Origin of the sequence: Pseudomonas sp. WS 5079 (assembly GCF_012985465.1) — a bacterium.
GTDB lineage: Bacteria > Pseudomonadota > Gammaproteobacteria > Pseudomonadales > Pseudomonadaceae > Aquipseudomonas.
The window spans coordinates 466,894-487,555 of sequence record NZ_JAAQWN010000004.1; the positions used below are offsets into that span (position 1 = coordinate 466,894).

22 protein-coding genes are annotated in these 20,662 nt (G+C 61.6%); 2 read left to right on the forward strand and 20 right to left on the reverse strand.

All coding sequences use genetic code 11. The features are described 5' to 3' along the window. Window positions 1-38: 38 nt before the first annotated feature. From acpP to HBO05_RS13790, 6 genes are all read right to left on the reverse strand, one after another. Window positions 39-275 (reverse strand): acyl carrier protein, encoded by a 237-nt coding sequence (acpP, locus tag HBO05_RS13765; protein WP_076964148.1) that lies wholly within the window; start codon window positions 273-275, stop codon window positions 39-41. Window positions 276-467: 192 nt separating this feature from the next. Continuing rightward, complete coding sequence (fabG, locus tag HBO05_RS13770) at window positions 468-1,211, reverse strand: 3-oxoacyl-ACP reductase FabG (RefSeq protein WP_169955212.1); 744 nt, start codon at window positions 1,209-1,211, stop codon at window positions 468-470. A gap of 17 nt (window positions 1,212-1,228) precedes the next feature. Further along, window positions 1,229-2,167 carry an ACP S-malonyltransferase gene (gene fabD / locus HBO05_RS13775; protein ID WP_170043757.1) on the reverse strand — a complete coding sequence of 313 codons (939 nt, stop codon included), beginning with the start codon at window positions 2,165-2,167 and terminating at the stop codon, window positions 1,229-1,231. Between the two features lie 127 nt (window positions 2,168-2,294). Further along, window positions 2,295-3,305, reverse strand: a complete 1,011-nt coding sequence (plsX, locus tag HBO05_RS13780) for a phosphate acyltransferase PlsX (protein ID WP_169955210.1) — start codon at window positions 3,303-3,305, stop codon at window positions 2,295-2,297. A 4-nt stretch (window positions 3,306-3,309) separates the two neighbouring features. Beyond that, window positions 3,310-3,492, reverse strand: a complete 183-nt coding sequence (rpmF, locus tag HBO05_RS13785) for a 50S ribosomal protein L32 (protein WP_008152339.1) — start codon at window positions 3,490-3,492, stop codon at window positions 3,310-3,312. Between the two features lie 13 nt (window positions 3,493-3,505). Then, complete coding sequence (locus HBO05_RS13790) at window positions 3,506-4,036, reverse strand: YceD family protein (protein WP_029299696.1); 531 nt, start codon at window positions 4,034-4,036, stop codon at window positions 3,506-3,508. A 105-nt stretch (window positions 4,037-4,141) separates the two neighbouring features. Between HBO05_RS13790 and HBO05_RS13795 the strand changes: the two genes are divergently transcribed. Further along, a complete protein-coding gene (locus HBO05_RS13795; protein WP_170043758.1) occupies window positions 4,142-4,720 on the forward strand; it encodes a nucleoside triphosphate pyrophosphatase in 579 nt (192 codons plus the stop codon). Window positions 4,721-4,851: 131 nt separating this feature from the next. On the opposite strand, the gene HBO05_RS13800 is transcribed toward HBO05_RS13795, so the two are convergent. Genes HBO05_RS13800 through rluC form a run of 3 tightly spaced genes read right to left on the reverse strand, consistent with a single transcriptional unit; the run spans window position 4,852 to window position 7,471 of the window. Next, the gene (locus HBO05_RS13800) at window positions 4,852-5,841 is read right to left on the reverse strand and encodes a S49 family peptidase (RefSeq protein WP_169955208.1); all 990 of its coding nucleotides are present in this window, start codon (window positions 5,839-5,841) and stop codon (window positions 4,852-4,854) included. Between the two features lie 21 nt (window positions 5,842-5,862). Next, window positions 5,863-6,525, reverse strand: coding sequence for an HAD-IIIA family hydrolase (locus HBO05_RS13805; RefSeq protein ID WP_172312903.1), 663 nt, complete (start codon window positions 6,523-6,525; stop codon window positions 5,863-5,865). Further along, window positions 6,512-7,471, reverse strand: a complete 960-nt coding sequence (gene rluC, locus HBO05_RS13810) for a 23S rRNA pseudouridine(955/2504/2580) synthase RluC (RefSeq protein ID WP_005790558.1) — start codon at window positions 7,469-7,471, stop codon at window positions 6,512-6,514. Before rluC ends, HBO05_RS13805 begins: the two co-directional genes overlap by 14 nt. Before the next feature lie 701 nt (window positions 7,472-8,172). Between rluC and rne the strand changes: the two genes are divergently transcribed. Then, a complete protein-coding gene (rne, locus tag HBO05_RS13815; RefSeq protein WP_169955206.1) occupies window positions 8,173-11,403 on the forward strand; it encodes a ribonuclease E in 3,231 nt (1,076 codons plus the stop codon). 137 nt (window positions 11,404-11,540) lie between these two features. Here the strand turns inward: rne and HBO05_RS13820 are convergent, their stop codons facing one another. The 11 genes from HBO05_RS13820 to HBO05_RS13870 form a co-directional block, all read right to left on the reverse strand. After that, window positions 11,541-12,119, reverse strand: a complete 579-nt coding sequence (locus HBO05_RS13820) for a nucleotidyltransferase family protein (protein ID WP_178123923.1) — start codon at window positions 12,117-12,119, stop codon at window positions 11,541-11,543. After that, window positions 12,116-13,102: an XdhC family protein gene (locus HBO05_RS13825; protein WP_172312905.1), complete on the reverse strand. Its 987-nt coding sequence runs from the start codon at window positions 13,100-13,102 to the stop codon at window positions 12,116-12,118. The genes HBO05_RS13820 and HBO05_RS13825 overlap by 4 nt, the downstream gene beginning before the upstream one ends. Further along, the gene (locus HBO05_RS13830) at window positions 13,102-15,423 is read right to left on the reverse strand and encodes a xanthine dehydrogenase family protein molybdopterin-binding subunit (RefSeq protein WP_172312907.1); all 2,322 of its coding nucleotides are present in this window, start codon (window positions 15,421-15,423) and stop codon (window positions 13,102-13,104) included. Before HBO05_RS13830 ends, HBO05_RS13825 begins: the two co-directional genes overlap by 1 nt. Next, window positions 15,420-15,890, reverse strand: coding sequence for a (2Fe-2S)-binding protein (locus tag HBO05_RS13835; RefSeq protein ID WP_076964157.1), 471 nt, complete (start codon window positions 15,888-15,890; stop codon window positions 15,420-15,422). The genes HBO05_RS13830 and HBO05_RS13835 overlap by 4 nt, the downstream gene beginning before the upstream one ends. 244 nt (window positions 15,891-16,134) lie before the next feature. Further along, window positions 16,135-17,154, reverse strand: coding sequence for a UDP-N-acetylmuramate dehydrogenase (gene murB / locus HBO05_RS13840; RefSeq protein WP_172312909.1), 1,020 nt, complete (start codon window positions 17,152-17,154; stop codon window positions 16,135-16,137). Beyond that, window positions 17,151-17,615 carry a low molecular weight protein-tyrosine-phosphatase gene (locus tag HBO05_RS13845; protein WP_154842658.1) on the reverse strand — a complete coding sequence of 155 codons (465 nt, stop codon included), beginning with the start codon at window positions 17,613-17,615 and terminating at the stop codon, window positions 17,151-17,153. Before HBO05_RS13845 ends, murB begins: the two co-directional genes overlap by 4 nt. Further along, window positions 17,615-18,379 carry a 3-deoxy-manno-octulosonate cytidylyltransferase gene (kdsB, locus tag HBO05_RS13850; protein ID WP_169955201.1) on the reverse strand — a complete coding sequence of 255 codons (765 nt, stop codon included), beginning with the start codon at window positions 18,377-18,379 and terminating at the stop codon, window positions 17,615-17,617. Before kdsB ends, HBO05_RS13845 begins: the two co-directional genes overlap by 1 nt. After that, window positions 18,376-18,561: a Trm112 family protein gene (locus HBO05_RS13855; protein WP_003174668.1), complete on the reverse strand. Its 186-nt coding sequence runs from the start codon at window positions 18,559-18,561 to the stop codon at window positions 18,376-18,378. The genes kdsB and HBO05_RS13855 overlap by 4 nt, the downstream gene beginning before the upstream one ends. A gap of 24 nt (window positions 18,562-18,585) precedes the next feature. Beyond that, window positions 18,586-19,596 (reverse strand): tetraacyldisaccharide 4'-kinase, encoded by a 1,011-nt coding sequence (gene lpxK / locus HBO05_RS13860; RefSeq protein ID WP_172312911.1) that lies wholly within the window; start codon window positions 19,594-19,596, stop codon window positions 18,586-18,588. Then, on the reverse strand, window positions 19,596-20,024 hold the full coding sequence (locus HBO05_RS13865) for a biopolymer transporter ExbD (RefSeq protein ID WP_029299722.1): 429 nt from the start codon (window positions 20,022-20,024) through the stop codon (window positions 19,596-19,598). Before HBO05_RS13865 ends, lpxK begins: the two co-directional genes overlap by 1 nt. Then, window positions 20,021-20,656 carry a MotA/TolQ/ExbB proton channel family protein gene (locus tag HBO05_RS13870; protein ID WP_029299724.1) on the reverse strand — a complete coding sequence of 212 codons (636 nt, stop codon included), beginning with the start codon at window positions 20,654-20,656 and terminating at the stop codon, window positions 20,021-20,023. Before HBO05_RS13870 ends, HBO05_RS13865 begins: the two co-directional genes overlap by 4 nt. Between the last annotated feature and the right edge of the window lie 6 nt (window positions 20,657-20,662).

Consider the following 20,662-nt stretch of genomic DNA (forward strand, 5'->3'; position numbering starts at 1 on the left):
GCGGTTTTTCCATGACAGCAAGCGACGATTACAAACTATTACGCCTGGTGGCTAGTAACGTAGTCGATAGCAGCTTGAACAGTAGTGATTTTTTCAGCTTCTTCGTCCGGGATTTCGGTCTCGAATTCCTCTTCCAGAGCCATCACCAGCTCAACGGTGTCAAGGGAGTCGGCACCCAGGTCTTCAACGAAGGAAGAAGTGTTTTTCACTTCGTCTTCTTTAACGCCCAGTTGCTCGGCAACGATTTTCTTGACGCGCTCTTCGATGGTGCTCATACCTTGTTTTCACTCCTAATGGACAAATTCAGGCAGCTGGCCAGTGGGTAAGTGTATAGAAAGGCTTTTCAGCTTTTCAACTGAAAGCTTCACCCTCGTACCCTACCGACCACCTGTCTATAAATAGATTGCAGCTTTATAACGGATTTTAGACAGCTCGTATGACATTTTTTTGAAGCGATCCGTCACAATTTAACTCATGTACATCCCGCCGTTCACCGGGATTGTAGCCCCAGTCACGTATGCCGCACCGTCAGATGCCAGGAAAGAGACCACATTGGCGATCTCTTGGGCCTGGCCCAGACGGCCCAGCGGAATTTGCGTCAGCAACGCATCACGTTGCGCTTCAGGCAATTCGCGGGTCATATCGGTATCGATAAACCCTGGAGCCACCGAGTTGACCGTAATCGACCGCGAGCCGACTTCACGCGCCAGGGCACGGCTGAAACCTTCCAGGCCGGCCTTGGCAGAGGCGTAGTTTACTTGGCCTGCGTTGCCCATGGCACCCACTACGGAGCCAATATTGATAATTCGGCCCCAGCGCGCCTTGGTCATACCGCGCAAAACACCCTTGGACAGGCGAAACAGACTGTTCAAGTTGGTATCGACCACGTCGTACCACTCGTCGTCTTTCATGCGCATCATCAGGTTGTCGCGGGTAATTCCGGCGTTGTTCACCAGAATGGCCGGTGTTCCGAACTGTGCAGTGATCTGGGCCAAAACAGCAGCCACGGACTCATCACTGGTCACGTTGAGCTCCAGGCCGGTACCCTGCACGCCGTTTTCCTTGAGGGTTGCGGCGATACGCTCGGCGCCCGAGGCGGACGTGGCAGTTCCGATCACTACCGCGCCCTGACGGCCCAGTTCCAGGGCAATCGCCTGGCCAATGCCACGGCTTGCGCCGGTAACCAGTGCAACTTTACCTTGCAGACTCATGCAGGCTTCTCCTTAGTTCAGGCCAATGCGGCGCGGGCGGCGGCGAAGCCATCCGGGGTATTGAGGTTGGACGTCGACACGCCCTCGGCGCAGCGCTTGTTGAGGCCGGCCAGGACTTTACCCGGACCACACTCAACTAGTTGGGTAGCGCCCTTGGCGGCCAGGGTCTGGACTGATTCAACCCAGCGTACCGGCTTGTACAGTTGCTCCAGCAGGTCGCGCTTGAGGGTTTCCAGGTCCGGCGCCACGTCGGCGCTGACGTTTTGCACCAACGGGATCTGCGGTGCCTGCCAGTTGATGGCTGCGATGGACTCGGCAAAACGCTCGGCCGCCGGGCGCATCAACTCGCAATGGGACGGCACGCTGACCGGAAGTGGCAACGCACGCTTGGCGCCGCGGGCCTTGCAGCCTTCGATGGCACGCTCAACCGCAGCCTTGGCACCGGCGATCACCACCTGGCCTGGGGAATTGAAATTCACCGCGCTGACCACTTCGCCCTGGGCCGCTTCGGCACAGGCTTCGATCACCACGGCGTCGTCCAGGCCCAGGATCGCGGCCATGCCGCCCTGCCCGGCTGGAACCGCTTCTTGCATCAGTTGGCCACGGCGCTCTACCAGTTTGACCGCCTCAGCGAGGGTCAGGCTGCCTGCCGCGACCAGGGCGCTGTATTCGCCCAGGCTATGACCGGCAACAAAAGCCGGACGTGCGCCGCCTTCGGCCAGCCAAACGCGCCACAGCGCGACGGAAGCCGTCAGGATGGCCGGCTGGGTTTTATCGGTTTGATTGAGCAGTTCTTCCGGCCCGTCCTGGGTCAATGCCCAAAGGTCGTAGCCCAAGGCAGCAGACGCTTCCTTGAATGTCTCCAGGACTAGCGGGTATTGCGCGCCCAGCTCGGCCAACATGCCGAGGGACTGCGAACCCTGCCCTGGAAAGACGAATGCGAGGGATGTAGACATGTAACAAGCCCCTAATGATCTGGTCGTCGGTGAATTGACGCCCCACAGCTGGGAGCGCAAGAAACTGACAGATTGGATGGTCAATTGAACTGGCCGGTCACATTTAAGCATTCCCGGCCCGATTCGCCTAAGGCAACAGATCCTCAAGACGGCCATGCAAGCGCTGCGGAAGGTTCTCCTGGATCTCGATCAGCGCACGCGCAATGGCACTCTGAAAACCCTGGACTCCCGCCGAACCGTGGCTTTTTACCACAATACCCTGCAGACCGAGGAAGCTTGCGCCGTTATGCCGCGCCGGGGCCAGGTCCGCCTGCAAGCGCCGCATCAACGGCAACGCCAGGGCACCCACCAGCCGCGAAGCCAGATTGCGCTTGAACAACGCCTCGATCCGCGCAGCAATCATCGTAGCCAGGCCTTCGCTGGACTTAAGCAGGATATTTCCGACAAACCCGTCACAAACCACCACATCGGCCTCGCCACGATATAACCCATCGCCTTCGACGAACCCGATGTAGTTCAAGCCCCGCGCCTGTTGCAACAGGCTGGCGGCCAACTTGACCTGCTGGTTACCCTTGATGTCCTCGGTGCCGATGTTCAGCAAGGCCACCCTTGGCCGCACCACGCCCAACGCTTCGGCCGCGACCGAGCCCATCAGGGCAAAGTGCAGCAGGTGCTCGGCGCTGCAATCGACATTCGCCCCCAGGTCCAGCAACTGGCAATAGCCACGCTGCGTCGGGATCGCCGCAACCATCGCCGGTCGATCAATGCCCGGCAGGGTTTTCAGCACATGGCGGGACAAGGCCATCAAGGCCCCGGTATTGCCGGCACTGACACAAGCCTGGACCTTGCCATCGCGCAGCAGCTCAAGGGCCACGCGCATGGAGGAGTCAGGCTTGCCACGCAGGGCCTGGGCCGGCTTTTCATCCATGCCGATGGTTTCGCTGGCCGGCGTTATCGTCAGGCGCGCGCGATCCACAGCCGCATGGCTGGCAATCAGTTCTTCAAGTAGGGAGGGTTGACCGACGAGGGTCAGGTGCAGCGAGGGCGTAGCAGACAGGCTGGCAATGCATGCCTGGACAATGCTGCGGGGACCGAAGTCCCCGCCCATTGCGTCAATCGCGATGACTTGAGCAGACAAGTGATTACTCGTCAGCGCCCTTGTCGATCACTTTACGGCCACGGTATACGCCTTCTGGCGATACGTGGTGACGCAGGTGAATTTCACCGGTGGTTTTTTCTACAGACAGAGTGCTTGCCGTCAGGGCATCGTGCGAACGACGCATGTCACGGGCAGAGCGGGATTTTTTGTTCTGCTGAACAGCCATAATTGATTAACTCCTAAACGTTTGGGTCACGCTTTAACTGCGCCAATACACTGAACGGGTTGGACCGCGTTACCTCGTCCTCGCTCGGTTCGGACTCGTCATCGAGCCCCGCCGGCTGCTGGCATTCTTCCGGATGATGAGCAGGCACAATGGGCAAGGCGAGCAGAAGCTCCTCCTCGATCAGTGCATGCAGATCCAAAGGATCTTCGCCCAGTTCCAGCACGTCATAACCTTTCGGCAACGACTGGGTATTCGCACCCTCTTTCACCACAGCATAACTGCATTCGCTGTGGATCGGCAGGGTGACCAGCTCAAGACAACGCTGGCAAACCATTTTGACCTCGGTGTCGATAAAGCTGTGGATTACCACAGATTTACGTTCATCTCGCTCAAAAACGAATTTAGCCTGCACCGTACCGACATTGTCGGAAAGCGGGTCGCAGAGTCTCTCCAAATCGGCCAGCAACACTTCACCTTGGAGGGTGGTGCCACGATCAGCCAATTTGCGCGGGTCAACGTGAGGTGGAATCGGGTCATTCAACATAGGCGCAGCATTATAGGGATGCACCCGCCCATGTCAAAGGAAATTCAGCCCTGTGCGCCAGACTGTCCGCTCGCTAGAATCCGCGACTGCCTTGAGGAGAGCCACATGTTGCCTTTATTACTCGCTTCCAGCTCGGTTTATCGCCGGGAACTGCTGAACCGCCTGCATCTGCCGTTCATCTGCAGCTCGCCGGATATCGACGAAAGCCATCACGCCAACGAGCCAGCAGCCGATCTGGTCAAGCGCCTGGCCGAGCAGAAAGCCCGAGCCCTCGCCGGCAGCCACCCTGGGCATCTGATCATCGGTTCGGACCAGGTCGCAGCGCTGGATGGCCAGATCATCGGCAAGCCCCACACCTTTGAAAAGGCCCGCGAGCAATTACTGGCGGCCAGCGGCCGGCAGGTCAGCTTCCTGACCGGCCTGGCGCTGCTCAATAGCGACACCGGGCATTGCCAGGTGGACTGCATCCCCTTCACCGTCACGATGCGCCAGTTGGACCCGGCACAGATCGAACGCTACCTGCGGATCGAGCAACCCTACGACTGCGCTGGCAGCTTCAAGGCCGAAGGTTTAGGGGTGAGCCTGTTTCAAAGCACCGAAGGGCCGGATGCGACAAGCCTTGTCGGCCTGCCGCTGATTCGCCTGGTGGACATGCTGCTGGCCGAAGGCGTGCAGATCCCCTGAAAGCACCACAAAACCCAATGTGGGAGCGGGCTTGCCCGCGATTACGGCGGATCAGCCAAATATGTACCGACTGATCCACTGCCATCGCGGGCAAGCCCGCTCCCACATTTTGGGCTACGCCAATCGCGAGCTCAGCGTAAGGTCGGCCCCTGGAAGCCCATATACAGCGCCAATTTCTCCGCCACACTGGCACCCAGTCGCTTGGAGAAGCGATCGAACGGCGACTCCTGGACGGTAAAATCCACCAGTTCCTTCTCGCCAATCACATCCCGCGCCACCGAACTGGCACTGCCCAGGCCATCGATCAAGCCCAGCGGCAACGCCTGCTCACCGGACCAGATCAGGCCGGAGAACAACTCCGGATGCTCTTTATCCTTGAGCCGCTCACCGCGCCCCTGCTTGACGCTGGCAATGAACTGGCGATGAGTGGTATCGAGCACGCTCTGCCAGAACTGGGTTTCATCAGCCTTTTGCGGCTGGAACGGATCAAGGAAAGACTTGTGCTCGCCCGAGGTGTAGGTACGCCGCTCAACCCCCAGCTTCTCCATGGCCCCGACAAACCCGTAGCCGGCCGCCGTCACGCCAATGGAGCCCACCAGGCTGGCCTTGTCGGCGTAGATCTGGTCGGCGGCGCTGGCAATGTAATAGGCACCCGAGGCACCCAGGTCAGAGATGACCGCGTACAGTTTGGTCTCTGGATGCAGCGCGCGTAGGCGACGGATCTCGTCATAGACATAGCCCGACTGCACCGGACTGCCACCCGGACTGTTGATGCGTAGCACCACACCCTTGACCTTGGGATCCTCGAAGGCCGTGCGCAGGCTGCTGACGATATTGTCGGCACTGGCGGACTCCTTGTCGGCAATCACCCCACGCACCTCGATCAGCGCGGTGTAGCTACCACTGCGGGCGGCGCTTTTTTCCATATCCACCAAAGGGCTGAACAACACCAGCATGCCAATCAGGTAGGTAAAGGTCAGGAGCTTGAAGAAGATCCCCCAGCGCCGGGCGCGACGCTGCTCCTGGACGCCCGCCAGCAGGGTTTTTTCCAGCAGTTTCCAGCTTTTATCATCGCCATTGTCGGCACCGGCCTTGGTCGGTGCTTTCCACTCATCGGTCATGCCATCTACCCCAGCAAAAACTTAACGGGCCTGGTTGAGCCAGGCGTGCAATTGCGAAAACCGGTCAATCGTCAGTCGCGGCTCGTAAGCCTGCAAGGCTTCGGGGGACTGTGCGCCATAGCTGACAGCAACGCTGTCCATGCCGGCATTGCGCGCCATCAGCAGGTCGAACGAAGCATCGCCCACCATCAACGACTCACGGGCAGACACGCCGCAATGGGCCATGATCTGCTCCAACATCAATGGGTGAGGCTTGCTTGCGGTTTCATCGGCGGCGCGGGTGATATCAAAATAATCTTCCCAGCCATTGGCCTTGAGCACCCGATCCAGGCCGCGCCGGGCCTTGCCGGTAGCCACCGCCAGGTGATAGCCCTGCTCACGCAATGCGGCCAGGGACTGCACTACCCCTTCAAACAAGGGTGACGGCTCGGCTTCCAGGGCAATGTAGTGATCGGCGTAATGCTCGCGAAACGCCACCAGCTCACTGTCAGCGATCTGCGGATACAAGGTGCGAATGGCTTCGGGCAAGCCCAGGCCGATGATGCCCTTGACCGCCAGGTCACTGCACAGCTCAAAGCCGGAACGGGTCGAGGCCATGTGCATGGACTCGACAATCCGACCAATGGAATCGCACAGGGTGCCATCCCAGTCAAAGATCAGCAGCTTGTAGTCAGGGCGCGACACTCAGGCGCTCCACGGTCTTGGCCCACATCTCGTCCACAGGCGCCTGCAACTTCAATTCGCCACCATCGGGCAACGGCACCGTCAGCATGTAGGCATGCAGGAACAGGCGTTTGCCGCCAAGGTCACGAATCTCCTTGGAGAACCCTTCGTCGCCGTACTTGGTATCGCCAGCAATGCAGTGGCCCGCATGCAAGGTATGCACGCGGATCTGGTGGGTGCGCCCGGTCACCGGCTTGGCCTCGACCATGGTCGCGAAATCACCGAAGCGCCGCAGCACCTTGAACAGGGTCAGCGCCTCCTTGCCCTCCTCGTCCACCTCGACCATGCGCTCGCCGGAGCGCAGGTTGCTCTTCTGCAACGGCGCCCGCACGCTCTTGATCGAGGACGCCCAATTGCCGCGGACCAGCGCCATATAACGCTTGTCCACGCCATCGCCGCGCAGGGCGGTATGCAGGTGGCGCAACATGCTGCGCTTCTTGGCGATCATCAACAGGCCGGAGGTGTCGCGATCCAGGCGATGGACCAGCTCCAGCTCCTTGGCATCCGGACGCAACTGACGAAAGGCTTCGATCACCCCGAAATTCAGGCCGCTGCCGCCGTGCACCGCAATGCCGCACGGCTTGTTGATCACGATCAGCTTGTTGTCCTCGAAGACAATCGACGCCTCAAGGCGCTGCAACAGGCCCTGGGCCAGCGGCACGGGCTCGTCGCGCTCAGGCACGCGAACAGGCGGCACGCGGACGATATCGCCCGCCTGCAGCTTGTACTCAGGCTTGATCCGGCCCTTGTTCACCCGCACTTCGCCTTTGCGCAAAATGCGATAAATCAAGGTCTTGGGCACGCCCTTGAGCCTGGCCAGAAGAAAATTGTCGATGCGTTGGCCGGCATATTCCGGCGAGACCTCAAGCAGCTGGACGCTGGGGGTCGGGGGGGTGGTAGTCGTCATGTCGGGAATGATAACAATTTTTTATGGAATTGAAGCACTTAATCATTGCTGCTATAGTCGCGAACGCCGCCAAAAGCGGCCTGGACAGAGGACTCGCGGCAAACTGCCGCCCCTGACCATCGCAATTCATCAGGACGCGAGGCCGTCCTACGGGGCTCTTGCCATACTGGAAGGCTCAAGATTGTAACAAGCGCAGGTGACATGAGGCCTGAAGCGAGTGCAGGAAGCAGAGTGATTACTCGCCTCTTGCGCCGATATTTACGGCCAGTTCACAAAGTGCAGTCAGTCTTGTACCAGACCACGGCGAATGCTTCGGAAACAACGCCTGTTATTAGCCATGAGCGTGAACTCCCCATTGGAGAACACGGTAAATGCCAACCCGCTGCGGATTCTGCGCGCGGCAGCACCCGAATTATCAGGGATACGTGTAGGGTGGAGATGCACAACCGTCGGACTGTGTAGCACTAGGCTTATATTTAGACGCTTCATCTCGTCCACAGTCGCCGGTTGATTCCTCCTCCTGACTGAGTGCTTATTAAGTCACCACAGCAAGCAGGACGCGTAAGTCGCGATACCAGCCCAATTGGCCAGTATTGCTGGACACTGGAGTGGCCAACCACTCTTGACGCACCTGACACCGACCGTGAGAAGTCGTGTGTGCCGAACGCCGTTTCCGGCAGCCCGGAAACCGACGGTACAACATGAAAAGAATGCTGATTAACGCAACTCAACCCGAAGAGTTGCGTGTTGCACTGGTAGATGGCCAACGCCTCTACGACCTGGACATCGAGTCCGGTGCACGCGAGCAGAAGAAGGCCAACATCTATAAAGGCCGGATTACTCGTATCGAGCCAAGCCTTGAGGCTGCCTTTGTCGATTTTGGCTCTGAGCGCCATGGCTTCCTGCCCCTCAAAGAAATCTCCCGCGAGTACTTCAAGAAAGCCCCTGAAGGCCGCGTGAACATCAAGGACGTCCTGAGCGAAGGCCAGGAAGTCATCGTCCAGGTCGAAAAAGAAGAACGTGGCAACAAGGGCGCAGCCCTGACCACCTTCATCAGCCTGGCTGGCCGTTACCTGGTCCTGATGCCGAACAACCCGCGTGCTGGCGGCATCTCCCGTCGCATCGAAGGCGAAGAGCGCAACGAACTGCGTGAAGCGCTGAACGGCCTGATCGCCCCGGCCGACATGGGCCTGATCGTGCGCACTGCCGGCCTTGGCCGCAGCAGCGAAGAAATGCAGTGGGACCTCGATTACCTGCTGCAACTGTGGACCGCTATTAAAGAAGCGTCCCTGGACCGCTCCGCGCCATTCCTGATCTATCAGGAAAGCAACGTGATCATCCGCGCCATCCGCGACTACCTGCGCCAGGACATCGGCGAAGTACTGATCGACAGCGTTGAAGCCCAGGACGAAGCCCTGACCTTCATCCGCCAGGTGATGCCGCAGTACGCCAGCAAGATCAAGCTGTACGAAGACAGCGTTCCGCTGTTCAACCGTTTCCAGATCGAAAGCCAGATCGAAACCGCCTTCCAGCGCGTGGTCGAACTGCCTTCCGGCGGCTCCATCGTGATCGATCCGACCGAAGCCCTGGTGTCCATCGACATCAACTCGGCGCGCGCCACCAAAGGCAGCGACATCGAAGAAACCGCCCTGCAGACCAACCTGGAAGCAGCCGAAGAAATCGCTCGCCAACTGCGCCTGCGTGATATCGGCGGCCTGATCGTGATCGACTTCATCGACATGACCCCAGCCAAGAACCAGCGCGCCGTGGAAGAAAAAGTCCGCGAATGCCTGGAAGCCGACCGTGCCCGCGTACAAGTTGGCCGCATCTCGCGCTTCGGCCTGCTGGAAATGTCCCGTCAGCGCCTGCGTCCATCCCTGGGCGAAAGCAGCGGCATCGTCTGCCCGCGTTGCAACGGCACCGGCATCATCCGTGACGTTGAATCGCTGTCCCTGGCTATCCTGCGCCTGATCGAAGAAGAAGCCCTGAAAGACCGCACCGCCGAAGTCCGCGCGCAGGTGCCGATCCCGGTTGCAGCCTTCCTGCTCAACGAAAAACGCAACTCGATCACCAAGATCGAACTGCGCACCCGTGCCCGTATCGTCATCCTGCCGAACGATCACCTCGAGACGCCGCACTTCGAAGTCCAGCGCCTGCGTGACGACAGCCCGGAAGCCCACAGCGGCCAGTCCAGCTACGAAATCGCCGCCGCCGCTGCCGAAGTCGAAGAAGTCCAGCCAGCCGCCGCGACCCGCACCCTGGTTCGCCAGGAAGCCGCCGTCAAGACCGCGCCGGCCCGTGCCAACGCACCGGTGCCGACTGAAGCCGCTGCCCCGGTGGCCGCGCCTGCCGTCCTGCCGGAGCCAAGCCTGTTCAAGGGCCTGGTGAAGTCGCTGGTCAGCCTGTTCGCCACCAAGGAAGAGCCGGTAGCTCCTGCCGTGGTCGAGAAGCCAGCCGCTGAACGCCCTGCACGCAACGAAGAGCGTCGCAACGGTCGCCAGCAGAGCCGTAACCGCAACGGTCGCCGCGACGAAGAGCGCAAGCCTCGCGAAGAACGTGCACCGCGTGAAGAGCGCGCACCCCGTGAAGAGCGCCAGCCGCGCGAAGCCCGTGAAGAAACCCCAGCCGTAGCCCGTGAAGAACGTGCTCCGCGCGAAGAGCGTGCGCCACGTGAAGAACGCGCGCCGCGTGCCCCTCGCGCCCCACGTGAAGATCGCAAGCCACGTGGCGAGCGTGAAGAACGTGTACGTGAACTGCGTGAACCTTTGGACGCTGCCCCAGCTGTTGCCGCCGTAGCAACTGATGTCGCGACTGAAGAACGTCCGGCCCGCCAGCCCCGTGAAGAGCGCGCCCCACGCCCGCCGCGTGAAGAGCGTCAACCACGTGCCGAGCAGGCTGCCGCAGCCAGCGAAGAAGAACTGCTGAACAATGACGAACAGCCACAGGAAGATGGCCAGGACAACGCCGAAGGCGATCGTCCACGCCGCCGCTCCCGTGGCCAGCGTCGCCGCAGCAACCGTCGTGAGCGTCAACGTGACGCCAACGGCAATGTGATCGAAGGCTCGGAAGAGACCGGCGAAGCCAGCGAAGACAACGCCAACAACGAACCCACCAGCACCGAACTGGCTGCTGGCCTGGCCGTTACCGCTGCGGTTGCCAGCTCGGTCATCAGCGCACCTGCCGAAGCCGAAGCCAACCAGCAGGCCGAACGCGCCACCGCTGCCGTGCAGGAAACTGCCGCAGTTGAAGCACCGGTTGTCGAAGCCACCACCGTGGTTGAAGCACCAGCGGCTGTAGAAGTGGAAGTTGCACCGGTTCGTGAAGCCCAGCCTGAAGCCGAAGTCGTGGCTGCACCCGCAATCGTGGTTGAGCCACAGCCTGTGGTTGAAGCAGTTGTTGAAGCGCCAGCCGCTGAAGCAACCCCGCAAGTGCGTGAAGTTCGCGAAGAACAGACCGCCTTCCAGTGGACTGCCGAGCCAGCCGTCGTCACCGAAGCCCCTGCCCCGGCACCGGTAGAAGAAGCTCCAGCACCGGCTGCTGAAGTGGTTATCGCCGAACCTGCGGTGGTTGCAGAACCGGTTGTGATTGCCGAGCCTGCTCCGGTGGTCGTGGAAACCCCAGTGGTTGCCGAAGTGGCCGCCCCAGTGGTTGAAGCCCCTGCCAGCGCCCTCACCGAAAACGGCCGTGCGCCTAACGACCCGCGTGAAGTGCGTCGTCGCAAGCGTGAAGCCGAGCGTCTGCAGAAAGAAGCCGAAGAAGCAGCGGCAGCGGCCCCGGCCGTAGTCGAAGCGGTTGCGCAAGCACCGGCCATCGAAGCAGAAGTTGAGCACACTGCCCCAACCATCGACGAGAACCTGCGTTCCGTTGAAGAAGTGGTAGAGCACAACCCCAAAGCCCTGGAAGAAGAGCACGAGCCTAAACCCCTCGCCTGATTCCAACGGCAACTAAAAAGCCCCGCCTGATCACTCAGGCGGGGCTTTTTTATGCGACATGTGGGAGCTGGCTTGCCTGCGATGGTCGTTAACGATGACGGATAAATACCTGACACCCCGAGCAGCTCTTCCAGCCCCTACCTGAATTCCAGTGATTGCGGCACATCCACATCCCATAACACCCCAGGATCATCCACCGGCACTTCCCGCACCTCAGCCTGGGCAAACAGCGCCTTGGCCCCACAATCCCCGGTCAACCCCATCAACACCGGCCCCAGTGACTGGCCAAACGCAACAGGATGGCCTTGCCGGCCAGCATGCACCGGCACACTGACCCCCTCCACCCGCTCTATCACCCGCTCAATACTCGCCACCTGGATAAACGGCATATCCCCCAACACCACCAGCCAATCCGTCGCGGGGCCACTGGCGGCCACCGCTGCCGCAATGCTGTCGCCCATGCCCGCCGAATCCAGGAGCAGCACTTCGCACCCATAATGGCGCGCCAGGCGTACAACCTCGCTGCGCCCCGGCGATGTGACCACCCAACGCCGGGTGACACTGGCGGGCAAATTGACCAGCACCTGCTCCAAGACCGGCCGCCTCACCCCATCACGCCCCACACAAGGCGCCAGCAGTTTGTCCTGACCGCTTAACGCGCGGAACCGGCTGCCCTGCCCCGCCGCCAGGACAATGGCGGTGATGGCGCTCGTCAACTGACCGCCTCCCGCACGGGTTTCGCTTGCAACAGCTCTACGCCGTTCTTGATCGCGACGATGTGCGCCATCAACGACAAGGCAATCTCTGCCGGCGTATGACTGCCAATATCAAGACCGATCGGACCATGCAGCCGCGCAATCGCCTCGGCTCCCAACCCCAACACCGCCAGGTTCTCGCGACGCTTGCGGCTATTGGCCCGTGAACCCAGGGCACCGATGTAGAACGCCCGGGAATTGAGCGCGGTCAACAGCGCCATATCATCCAGGCGCGGATCGTGGGTCAGGGCCACAATGGCCGTGCGCTCGTCCGTCTGGATATTGAGCACCGCCTCATCGGGCATTCCCGGCACAAAGCGCCCGTGTTGTTCTTCCCAGCCATGCACGAACTCCGTGCGTGGGTCGCAGATCAGTACTTCAAAATCCAACAGCCGCGCGATTTCCGCCACATAGCGCGACAACTGGCCTGCACCGATCAGCAACAGGCGCCAGCGCGGGCCATAGATAGCCCGCAAGCGTCCACCGTCAAAACTGACAATGTCGTACTTGCTCGCCGCGCTCAAACGCACGGTGCCCGTCGCCAAGTCCAACTCCCGGGCCACTATTTCATGAGCCTCACAACGCGCCAGCAACTCGGCGACCCACGCAGGATCACCCACCCGCTCCTCCGTCAGGCGCAAGGTGCCGCCGCATGGCAGGCCAAAGCGCGCCGCTTCATCGCGGGTGACGCCATAGGTCACCAGTTGCACCGGCGGCCCGTCATCAGGCAAGCGGCCATCATGCAGCCGGGCGATCAGATCATCCTCGATGCAGCCACCGGACACCGAGCCAATCACCACCCCGTCGCCGCGCAGGGCCAGCATCGCCCCCGGCGGCCGTGGCGCGCTGCCCCAGGTCTGGACCACGCTGTACAGCACCACCCGCTGCCCGGCGCGGCGCCATTCGAGCACGCTGCGCAGGACATTCAGATCCACGCTGTCCATCAGGCCTTCGCCTCCTGCTGCCAGCCCTGTAGCTGATAACGCACGGGCAAGTTGCGGATACGCTTGCCGGTGGCGGCAAATATCGCATTGCACAGCGCCGGCGCAATCGGCGGCACACCCGGTTCACCGACGCCGCCCAAGGGCACCTCACCTGTTGGGGTGACCAAATGTATGGCGATTTCCCGGGGCGCCAGGGACATGCGCGCCACTTCATACATATGGAAGTTGTCCTGCTGGACCTTGCCATCCTTAAAGCTGATTTCCCCCAGGACCGCATTGCCCAAGCCCATGACGCACGCGCCCTCGAACTGCGAGCGGATGCGCTCCGGGTTGATCTGCGGGCCGCAATCCACGGCGATGTCGGCCTTGCGCACAATCAGTGTGCCATCATCCTTGACCTCGACCTCGATCACCGCCGCCACATAGGTCACGAAGCTGTAGTGCACCGCCAGCCCCAGGCCACGCCCCTTGGGCAGCGCACGGCCCCAGCCGGCAGCCTTGGCCGCGGTTTCCAGCACGCCACGCATGCGCGCGGTATCAATCGGATAACGCTCGGGGGACTCGCCGTAGTTCCATTCTTCGCTCAAGGTTCGCGGATCGATCTGACGATCCGGGCCCAGCAGCTTGAGTTGATATTTCAGCGGATCCTGGCCAGCCTTGTGCGCCAGTTCATCGACAAAACTCTGAATGGCAAACCCGTGGGGGATGTTCGACACCGAACGGTACCAGCCCACGCGGGTGTGGGCAGCAGCCTCGGGGTTTTCCAGGCGCACATTGGGAATGGCATAGGCCATGTTGGTAAAACCCATGCCCAGCTCGAACGCCGCCTCGTGGTTCATGCCTGGCGCAAACAACGCGGTGATGCTGGGTGCCACGGTGCGGTGCAGCCAGGCGGCAGGCATGCCGTCCTTGTTCAGGCCGGCCTTGAGGTACTCGGCGGAGACGGTATGGAAGTAGGAGTTATGGATATCGTCTTCACGGGTCCACTGCACGCGCACAGCCTTGCCGGGAAACTCCTTGGCCAGCACCGCAGCTTCGATGATGAAGTCCGGTTTCGACTTGCGCCCGAAACCGCCGCCCAACAGGGTGACGTGGATCGTGACGTTATCGAACGGCAGGCCAAGGCGCTCGGCCACCCGTTCGCGGGTGACCTGTGGCGCCTGGCTCGGGGCCCAGGCCTCGCATTGCCCGTCTTGATAGCGGGCCACGGCAACCATCGGTTCCATCGGCGACTGCGCCAGGTGTGGCAAGTAATACGCGGCTTCGAGGGTGCTGTCGGCATCGCTCAGGGCCTGGTCGATGCTGCCGGTATTGCGCACCACTTTGCCGGGCTTGAGGGCCGCCGCTTCCAGGGTCTTGCGATAATCGATGGAGTTGTAGCCGGCATTGGTGCCGTCCTCCCAGACAATCTGCAACGCTTCGCGCCCCTTGATCGCCGCCCAGGTGTTGCTGGCCACCACCGCCACGCCGCCCAATGGCTGGAACTCGGAGGGCAAGGGCCGGCTTTCGATTTGCAGGACCTTGATCACCCCCGGGACTTTCAACGCCGCGCTGGCATCGAACGACTTGACCTTGCCGCCATACACCTTGGGCCGCGCAATGGTCGCGAACAGCATGCCGTCAAAATGCACATCGGCGCCGTACACCGCCCGGCCGTTGACGATATCGGCACCGTCGATGGCCTTGGTGGCTTCCTTGCCGATATAGCGAAATTCCGAGGGTTGCTTGAGCCGCAGGCTGTCGCGCGCCGGCACCGCCAGCGCACCGGCGGCTGCGGCCAGGGCGCCATAGCCCAGTTCGCGGCCGCTGGGCTGGTGAATCACTTTATGCAACTGCGCCCGGCATTCGCCCAGCGGGACTTGCCACTGCTCGGCAGCGGCCTGTTCCAGCATGGTTCGCACGGCGGCGCCGCACCGGCGCATCGGCTCGAACCAATGGCGCATGCTGCGCGAACCGTCGGTATCCTGGTTGCCAAAACGCGCTTCATCGCCCGGTGCCTGCGCAACCTTCACCAGCGCCCAATCGGCCTCCAGTTCATCGGCCACCACCATGGTCAGGCTGGTGCGCACGCCCTGGCCCATTTCCGAGCGGTTGCAAATCACGGTGACGGTGCCGTCGGTGGCGATGCTGACATAGACCTTGGGATCATCCACCACCCCATGGGGCATCGCGGCCCCGCCGTATTGCTTGGCCTCGGCGGCAAAGGCCTGGGGCAAGCCCCAACTGGCAGCCACCACCAGCGCACCGGTGGCGCCGACCCCCTTGAGGAACCCACGGCGACTGAGGTTGTTCAGGGCGAAATTGCTCGGCAACTGGCTCATGCCTTGGCCTCCTGCAAGTGGGTCGCGGCCTGGCGGATCGCCGTCTTGATGCGGTTATAGGTGCCGCAACGGCAGATATTGCCGACCATCGCCTCTTCAATCTGCGCATCGCTGGGGTTGGGGTTGGTTTTGAGCAAGGCCGTGGCCGACATGATCTGCCCGCCCTGGCAGTAACCGCATTGCGCCACTGCGGTGTCCAGCCACGCCTGCTGCACCACCTGGCCAATCGGGTCGTTATGCAGGTTGTCGATAGTGCTGACGTTCTGCCCTTTGACCGAGCCGATGGGCGTGATGCAACTGCGCGCCGGCGAGCCGTCGATATGAATGGTGCAGGCACCGCACAGGCCCATGCCGCAACCGAACTTGGTGCCGTTGTAACCCGCCACGTCGCGGATCGCCCACAGCAGGGGCATGTCCTCGGTGACATCCAGCGGATGATCTTGACCGTTGAGTTTGAGAGTAATCATGGGCACGCCCGCATAGTGATTGGATTATGGGGTCGAGCTATCTGCCGCTTTCAAAGGAGCGGAGTCGGTTCACACAGATGGCTCAGGCTAATCGGGCTCTCTTGTGAAGACAGGTCTTCACCGGGCCTTTGATAAACAGCGTCTATCGAACAATAAACAGGCATCGTTAGCCTGCTAAGTTAACCCAGCATTAACAAAAAAGCCCTGCAATGCAGGGCTTGGTTCAACAGGCTAGAAGCGTAGCTCAATAACGATTGGGCTCCATTTCCAACTCGACCTTGAAGCGCTCGGCGATATCGCTCTGGATGCGCTGGGCCAAGCTGGCAATATCCAGCCCGGTGGCCGCGCCATAATTGACCAGCACCAGCGCCTGCAAGCGATGCACGCCGGCATCACCGTCGCGAAAGCCTTTCCAGCCGGCCTTTTCAATCAACCAGCCAGCCGCCAGTTTCACTTGGCCATCAGCCTGGGGATAAGCCACCAGATCGGGATATTGCAGCTTTAATTGCGCCGCCAGCACCTGGGGCACCAAGGGGTTCTTGAAGAAACTGCCAGCGTTGCCCAGGACCGCAGGGTCGGGCAGTTTTTCACTGCGAATGCTGCAAATGGCCCGACTGACATCGCTGGGGGTCGCCTGGGTAATGCCCTGCTCGGCCAGGCGCTGCTGCACCGGGCCATAGCCGAGCTTCAGGTGCGCGACGCGGCTCAAGGCAAAGCGCACCCGCAGGATCAACCAGCGCCCCACTTCGTGTTTGAACAGGCTGTCGCGATAGGCGAAGTTGCACTCTGCCAGGCTGAAATCGCGCAACTCGCCGCTCTGGCGGTCGAGGGCGGTCAGGCCGGCGAACACATCCTTGATCTCGACACCGTAGGCGCCGATGTTCTGCATCGGCGCGGCGCCGACAGTGCCGGGGATCAGGCTGAGGTTTTCCAGGCCAGAGAACCCTTGCTCAAGGGTCCACAGCACAAAAGGATGCCAGGCCTCACCCGCCTCGGCTTCCACCACAACCTGCTGGGCGTCCTCGTGCAGGACGCGGATACCCTGGGTCGCCATGCGCAATACCAGCGCCGGGATATCCTGGGTCAGCAGCAGGTTGCTGCCGCCACCGATCACCAGCAATGGCAACTGTTGCGCGGCCGCATAGGCCAGGGCCTCGCGCACATCGGCGTCGCTATGGGCCTCGGCGAACAACTGCGCACGCACATCGATGCCAAAACTGTTGAAGGCCTTCAGGGAAACCTGGGGCTGCACATCCAGACTCATAACCGCCCCTTCAACTCGATCACCAGCAAGTCGCACGCGGCCTCGATCAGGTCCAGGACCTGCTCGAAACCCTGTTCGCCGTCGTAATACGGATCCGGCACTTCATCCACCGCCGAGTCGTAGCGGCGCAGGAACAGATCCAGCTCCGCCTTGCCTTGGGCCGGCTGCATAGCCTTGAGATTGCGCAGGTTACTCTGGTCCATGGCCAGGATCAGGTCGTAGCGCGCAAAGTCGGCACGCGACACTTGCTGCGCACGCTGGGCCGACAAGTCGTAGCCACGGCGCAGCGCTGCTTGCTGGCTGCGCTTGTCCGGCGCCTTGCCGATATGCCATTCACCGGTACCGGCAGAGGCCACCTCGACCCGGTCCGCCAGCCCGGCGGCCCGCAGTTTGTGGCGCAGCACGCCTTCGGCGGTGGGCGAGCGGCAGATATTGCCCAGGCAGACAAACAGGACTTCCATCACGCCCCCAGCAACCGACGCACGCGCTCAAGGTCTTCCTGCGTATCGACGCCGGCTGGCGGGGCTTGCAGCGCATCATCGACATGAATGCGCACGCCGTGCCACAGGGCTCGCAGTTGTTCCAGTGCCTCGGTGTTTTCCAGCCAGCACGGGCCCCAGCTGACGAAGTCATGCAGGAAGCCCGCGCGGTAGGCGTAAATGCCGATATGGCGACGATAAGGTACGCCAGCCGGTAATACGTCACGCTGCTTGGCGAACTCATCGCGCGCCCAGGGCAGGGTCGAACGGCTGAAGGTCAGGGCCAGGCCATTGATGTCGCTGACCACCTTGACCACGTTCGGGTTGAGCAGGGTCTGGATGTCTTCGATAGGTTCGGCCAGGGTCGCCATGCGCGCTTCGGCATGGGCGGCCAGGTTGGCGGCGACCTGGTCGATGACACACGGCGGGATCAGCGGTTCGTCACCCTGCACGTTGACCACGATGGCGTCCGGCGCCAGGCCCAGGTGCGTGGCGACTTCGGCCAGGCGGTCGGTGCCGGAGTTGTGGTCTTCACGGGTCAGCACTGCTTCGGCGCCAAACCCCTTGCAGGCCTCGATGATCCGCAGGTCGTCAGTGGCCACCACCACGCGCTGGGCGCTGCTTTTGCAGGCCTGCTCCCAGACCAGCTGGATCATCGGCTTGGCGCCGATCATCTGCAGCGGCTTGCCGGGCAGGCGGGTAGAGGCATAGCGCGCGGGGATGACAACAGTGAAGGCAGTGGTCATTTATCCAGGCGCTCGTCGGTCGTCAGGGTACGGGCTTCGCTTTCCAGCATCACCGGGATGCCATCGCGGATCGGGTATGCCAGGCCAGCGCCTTTGCTGATCAGCTCGGTCTTGTCGGCGCTGAGCTTGAGCGGGCCTTTGCAGATCGGGCAAGCGAGGATATCGAGCAGTTTGGTGTCCATGGGGGTTTCCTGGATAAAAGCGTTTTAAGGCAAAAGTCGAGCGGGCAGCAGACGCATCAGTTGCGTGTCGAACCAGGCGATAAACGCCGGTGACGGTGCCGCATCAACTGCAAGGTACCACCAGTGTGCCTGGGCAAAGGCGCGGCACTTCACCGCGTCCTTTTCAGTCATGACCAGCGGCAGTGACGGCGTAAAATTCAGGACCTCGGCGCTGTAGGGCGCATGGTCGGCAAACGCATGGGGTATCGGCCGCCAGTGTAGCGTTTCAAGGGTATTGAAGAAACGTTGCGGGTTGCCGATACCGGCGACCGCATGCACCTGCTGCCCCACGGGAAAATGGTCCAGCGGCCGGCGCTCGCCGGTCAGCAGGTTGACCAGCGTGGTCGGCAGCAGACGGAAAGCAAAGCCGTCCTCGCGATCAGCCCCGGCGCCGTTATAGAGCAGGGCATCGACGCTGTGCAGGCGCTCGACCGGCTCGCGCAACGGCCCGGCCGGCAGGCAGCGGCGATTGCCCAGGCCACGGGCGTTGTCGATCAGCACCAGTTCCAGGTCACGGGCCAGGCGGTAATGCTGCAAGCCGTCGTCGGAGAGGATCAGGTCCAGGGTCTCGCTGGCCAACAGGGCTTGCACCGCACGGCTGCGATCGGGGTCGATCATCAGCGGGACGCCGCTGCGCTGCACGATCAACAACGGCTCGTCGCCGGCCACTTGAGCGCTGTCGCTAGCCTGCACTCGCCATGGCAACTGCGCAGGCTTGGCCCCGTAGCCACGGCTGACCACGCCGACCCGCAGGCCACTGCGCTGGCAATGCTCGATCAACCACAGGATCAACGGCGTCTTGCCCGTGCCACCCACGGTGATATTGCCGACTACCACGATGGGCACCGGCGCTTGATAGATCGTGCCCTCGCCCGCCAGGAACCGCTCGCGCTTGCGCCTGACCACCCGGCGATAGAGTGCCTCCAGAGGTTGCAGGAGCTTGAGCGCCGGGTGGCCGTCATACCAGGCCTGGAGCAAACGATCGGACAAGGCCATCAGGGTTGCCCCGCCGCCTCGACGGTGGTCATGCGCAAATGGCTGAAACCGAGCTTGCCGGCTGCATCCATCGCGGTGATCACAGCCTGGTGTGGGGTCTTGCCATCGGCGCTAATGGACAGCGGCATTTGTGTATCACCGCCGGACTCCTTCTGCAGCGCATCCATCACGCTGGCCACGTCGTTTTTCTCAAGCAACTGGTTGTTCACCGAAAACACCCCTTCGGCGCTGATGGTGATCTCCAGTTGCTTGAGCTGCTGGTCTTCAGCCGGCGAGCCGCTGACGGCTTCCGGTAGCTCGACCCGCAGTTGGGTTTCCCGGGTAAAGGTGGTGGTGACGACAAAAAACAGCAGCAGGATAAACACCACATCGATCAACGAGGCCAGGTTGATATCGACGGTTTCCCGGGGCTTGCGGCGAAATTTCACGCTTTGCCCTCGACCAGGTCGACATCGCGGTCGCCCTGGACCACTTCCACCAGCTTGATCGCTTCCTGCTCCATGCCCACCACCAGTTCATCGATGCGCCGTTGCAGGAAACGGTGGAAAAACACCGCCGGAATACCCACCATCAGGCCCGCCGCCGTGGTGATCAAGGCCTTGGAAATGCCCCCGGCCAATACCGAGGCGTTGGTGGTCATGCCCGAACCGGTAAAGGCGCTGAAGATATCGATCATGCCCAGCACCGTGCCGAGCAGGCCGAGCAACGGCGCCATTGCGGCGATGGTGCCCAGGGCATTGATATAGCGCTCCAGCTCGTGGATCACCCGGGCGGCGGCTTCTTCAATGCACTCCTTCATGATCTCGCGACCGTGCTTGGAGTTGGCCAGGCCAGCGGCGAGGATCTCGCCCAGGGGGGAATTGGCCCGCAGTTCCTTGAGCTTTTCCTTGTCCAGTTGCTTGTCCTTGATCCAGCGCCAGACCTGCCCCAGCAGATGATCAGGGGTTACACGGCTGGCGCGCAGGGTCCACAGGCGTTCGGCAACAATGCCGAGTGCGGCGATGGAGCTCAGAATGATCGGCAACATCATCCAGCCGCCGGATTTGACCAATTCCCACACAGTGAA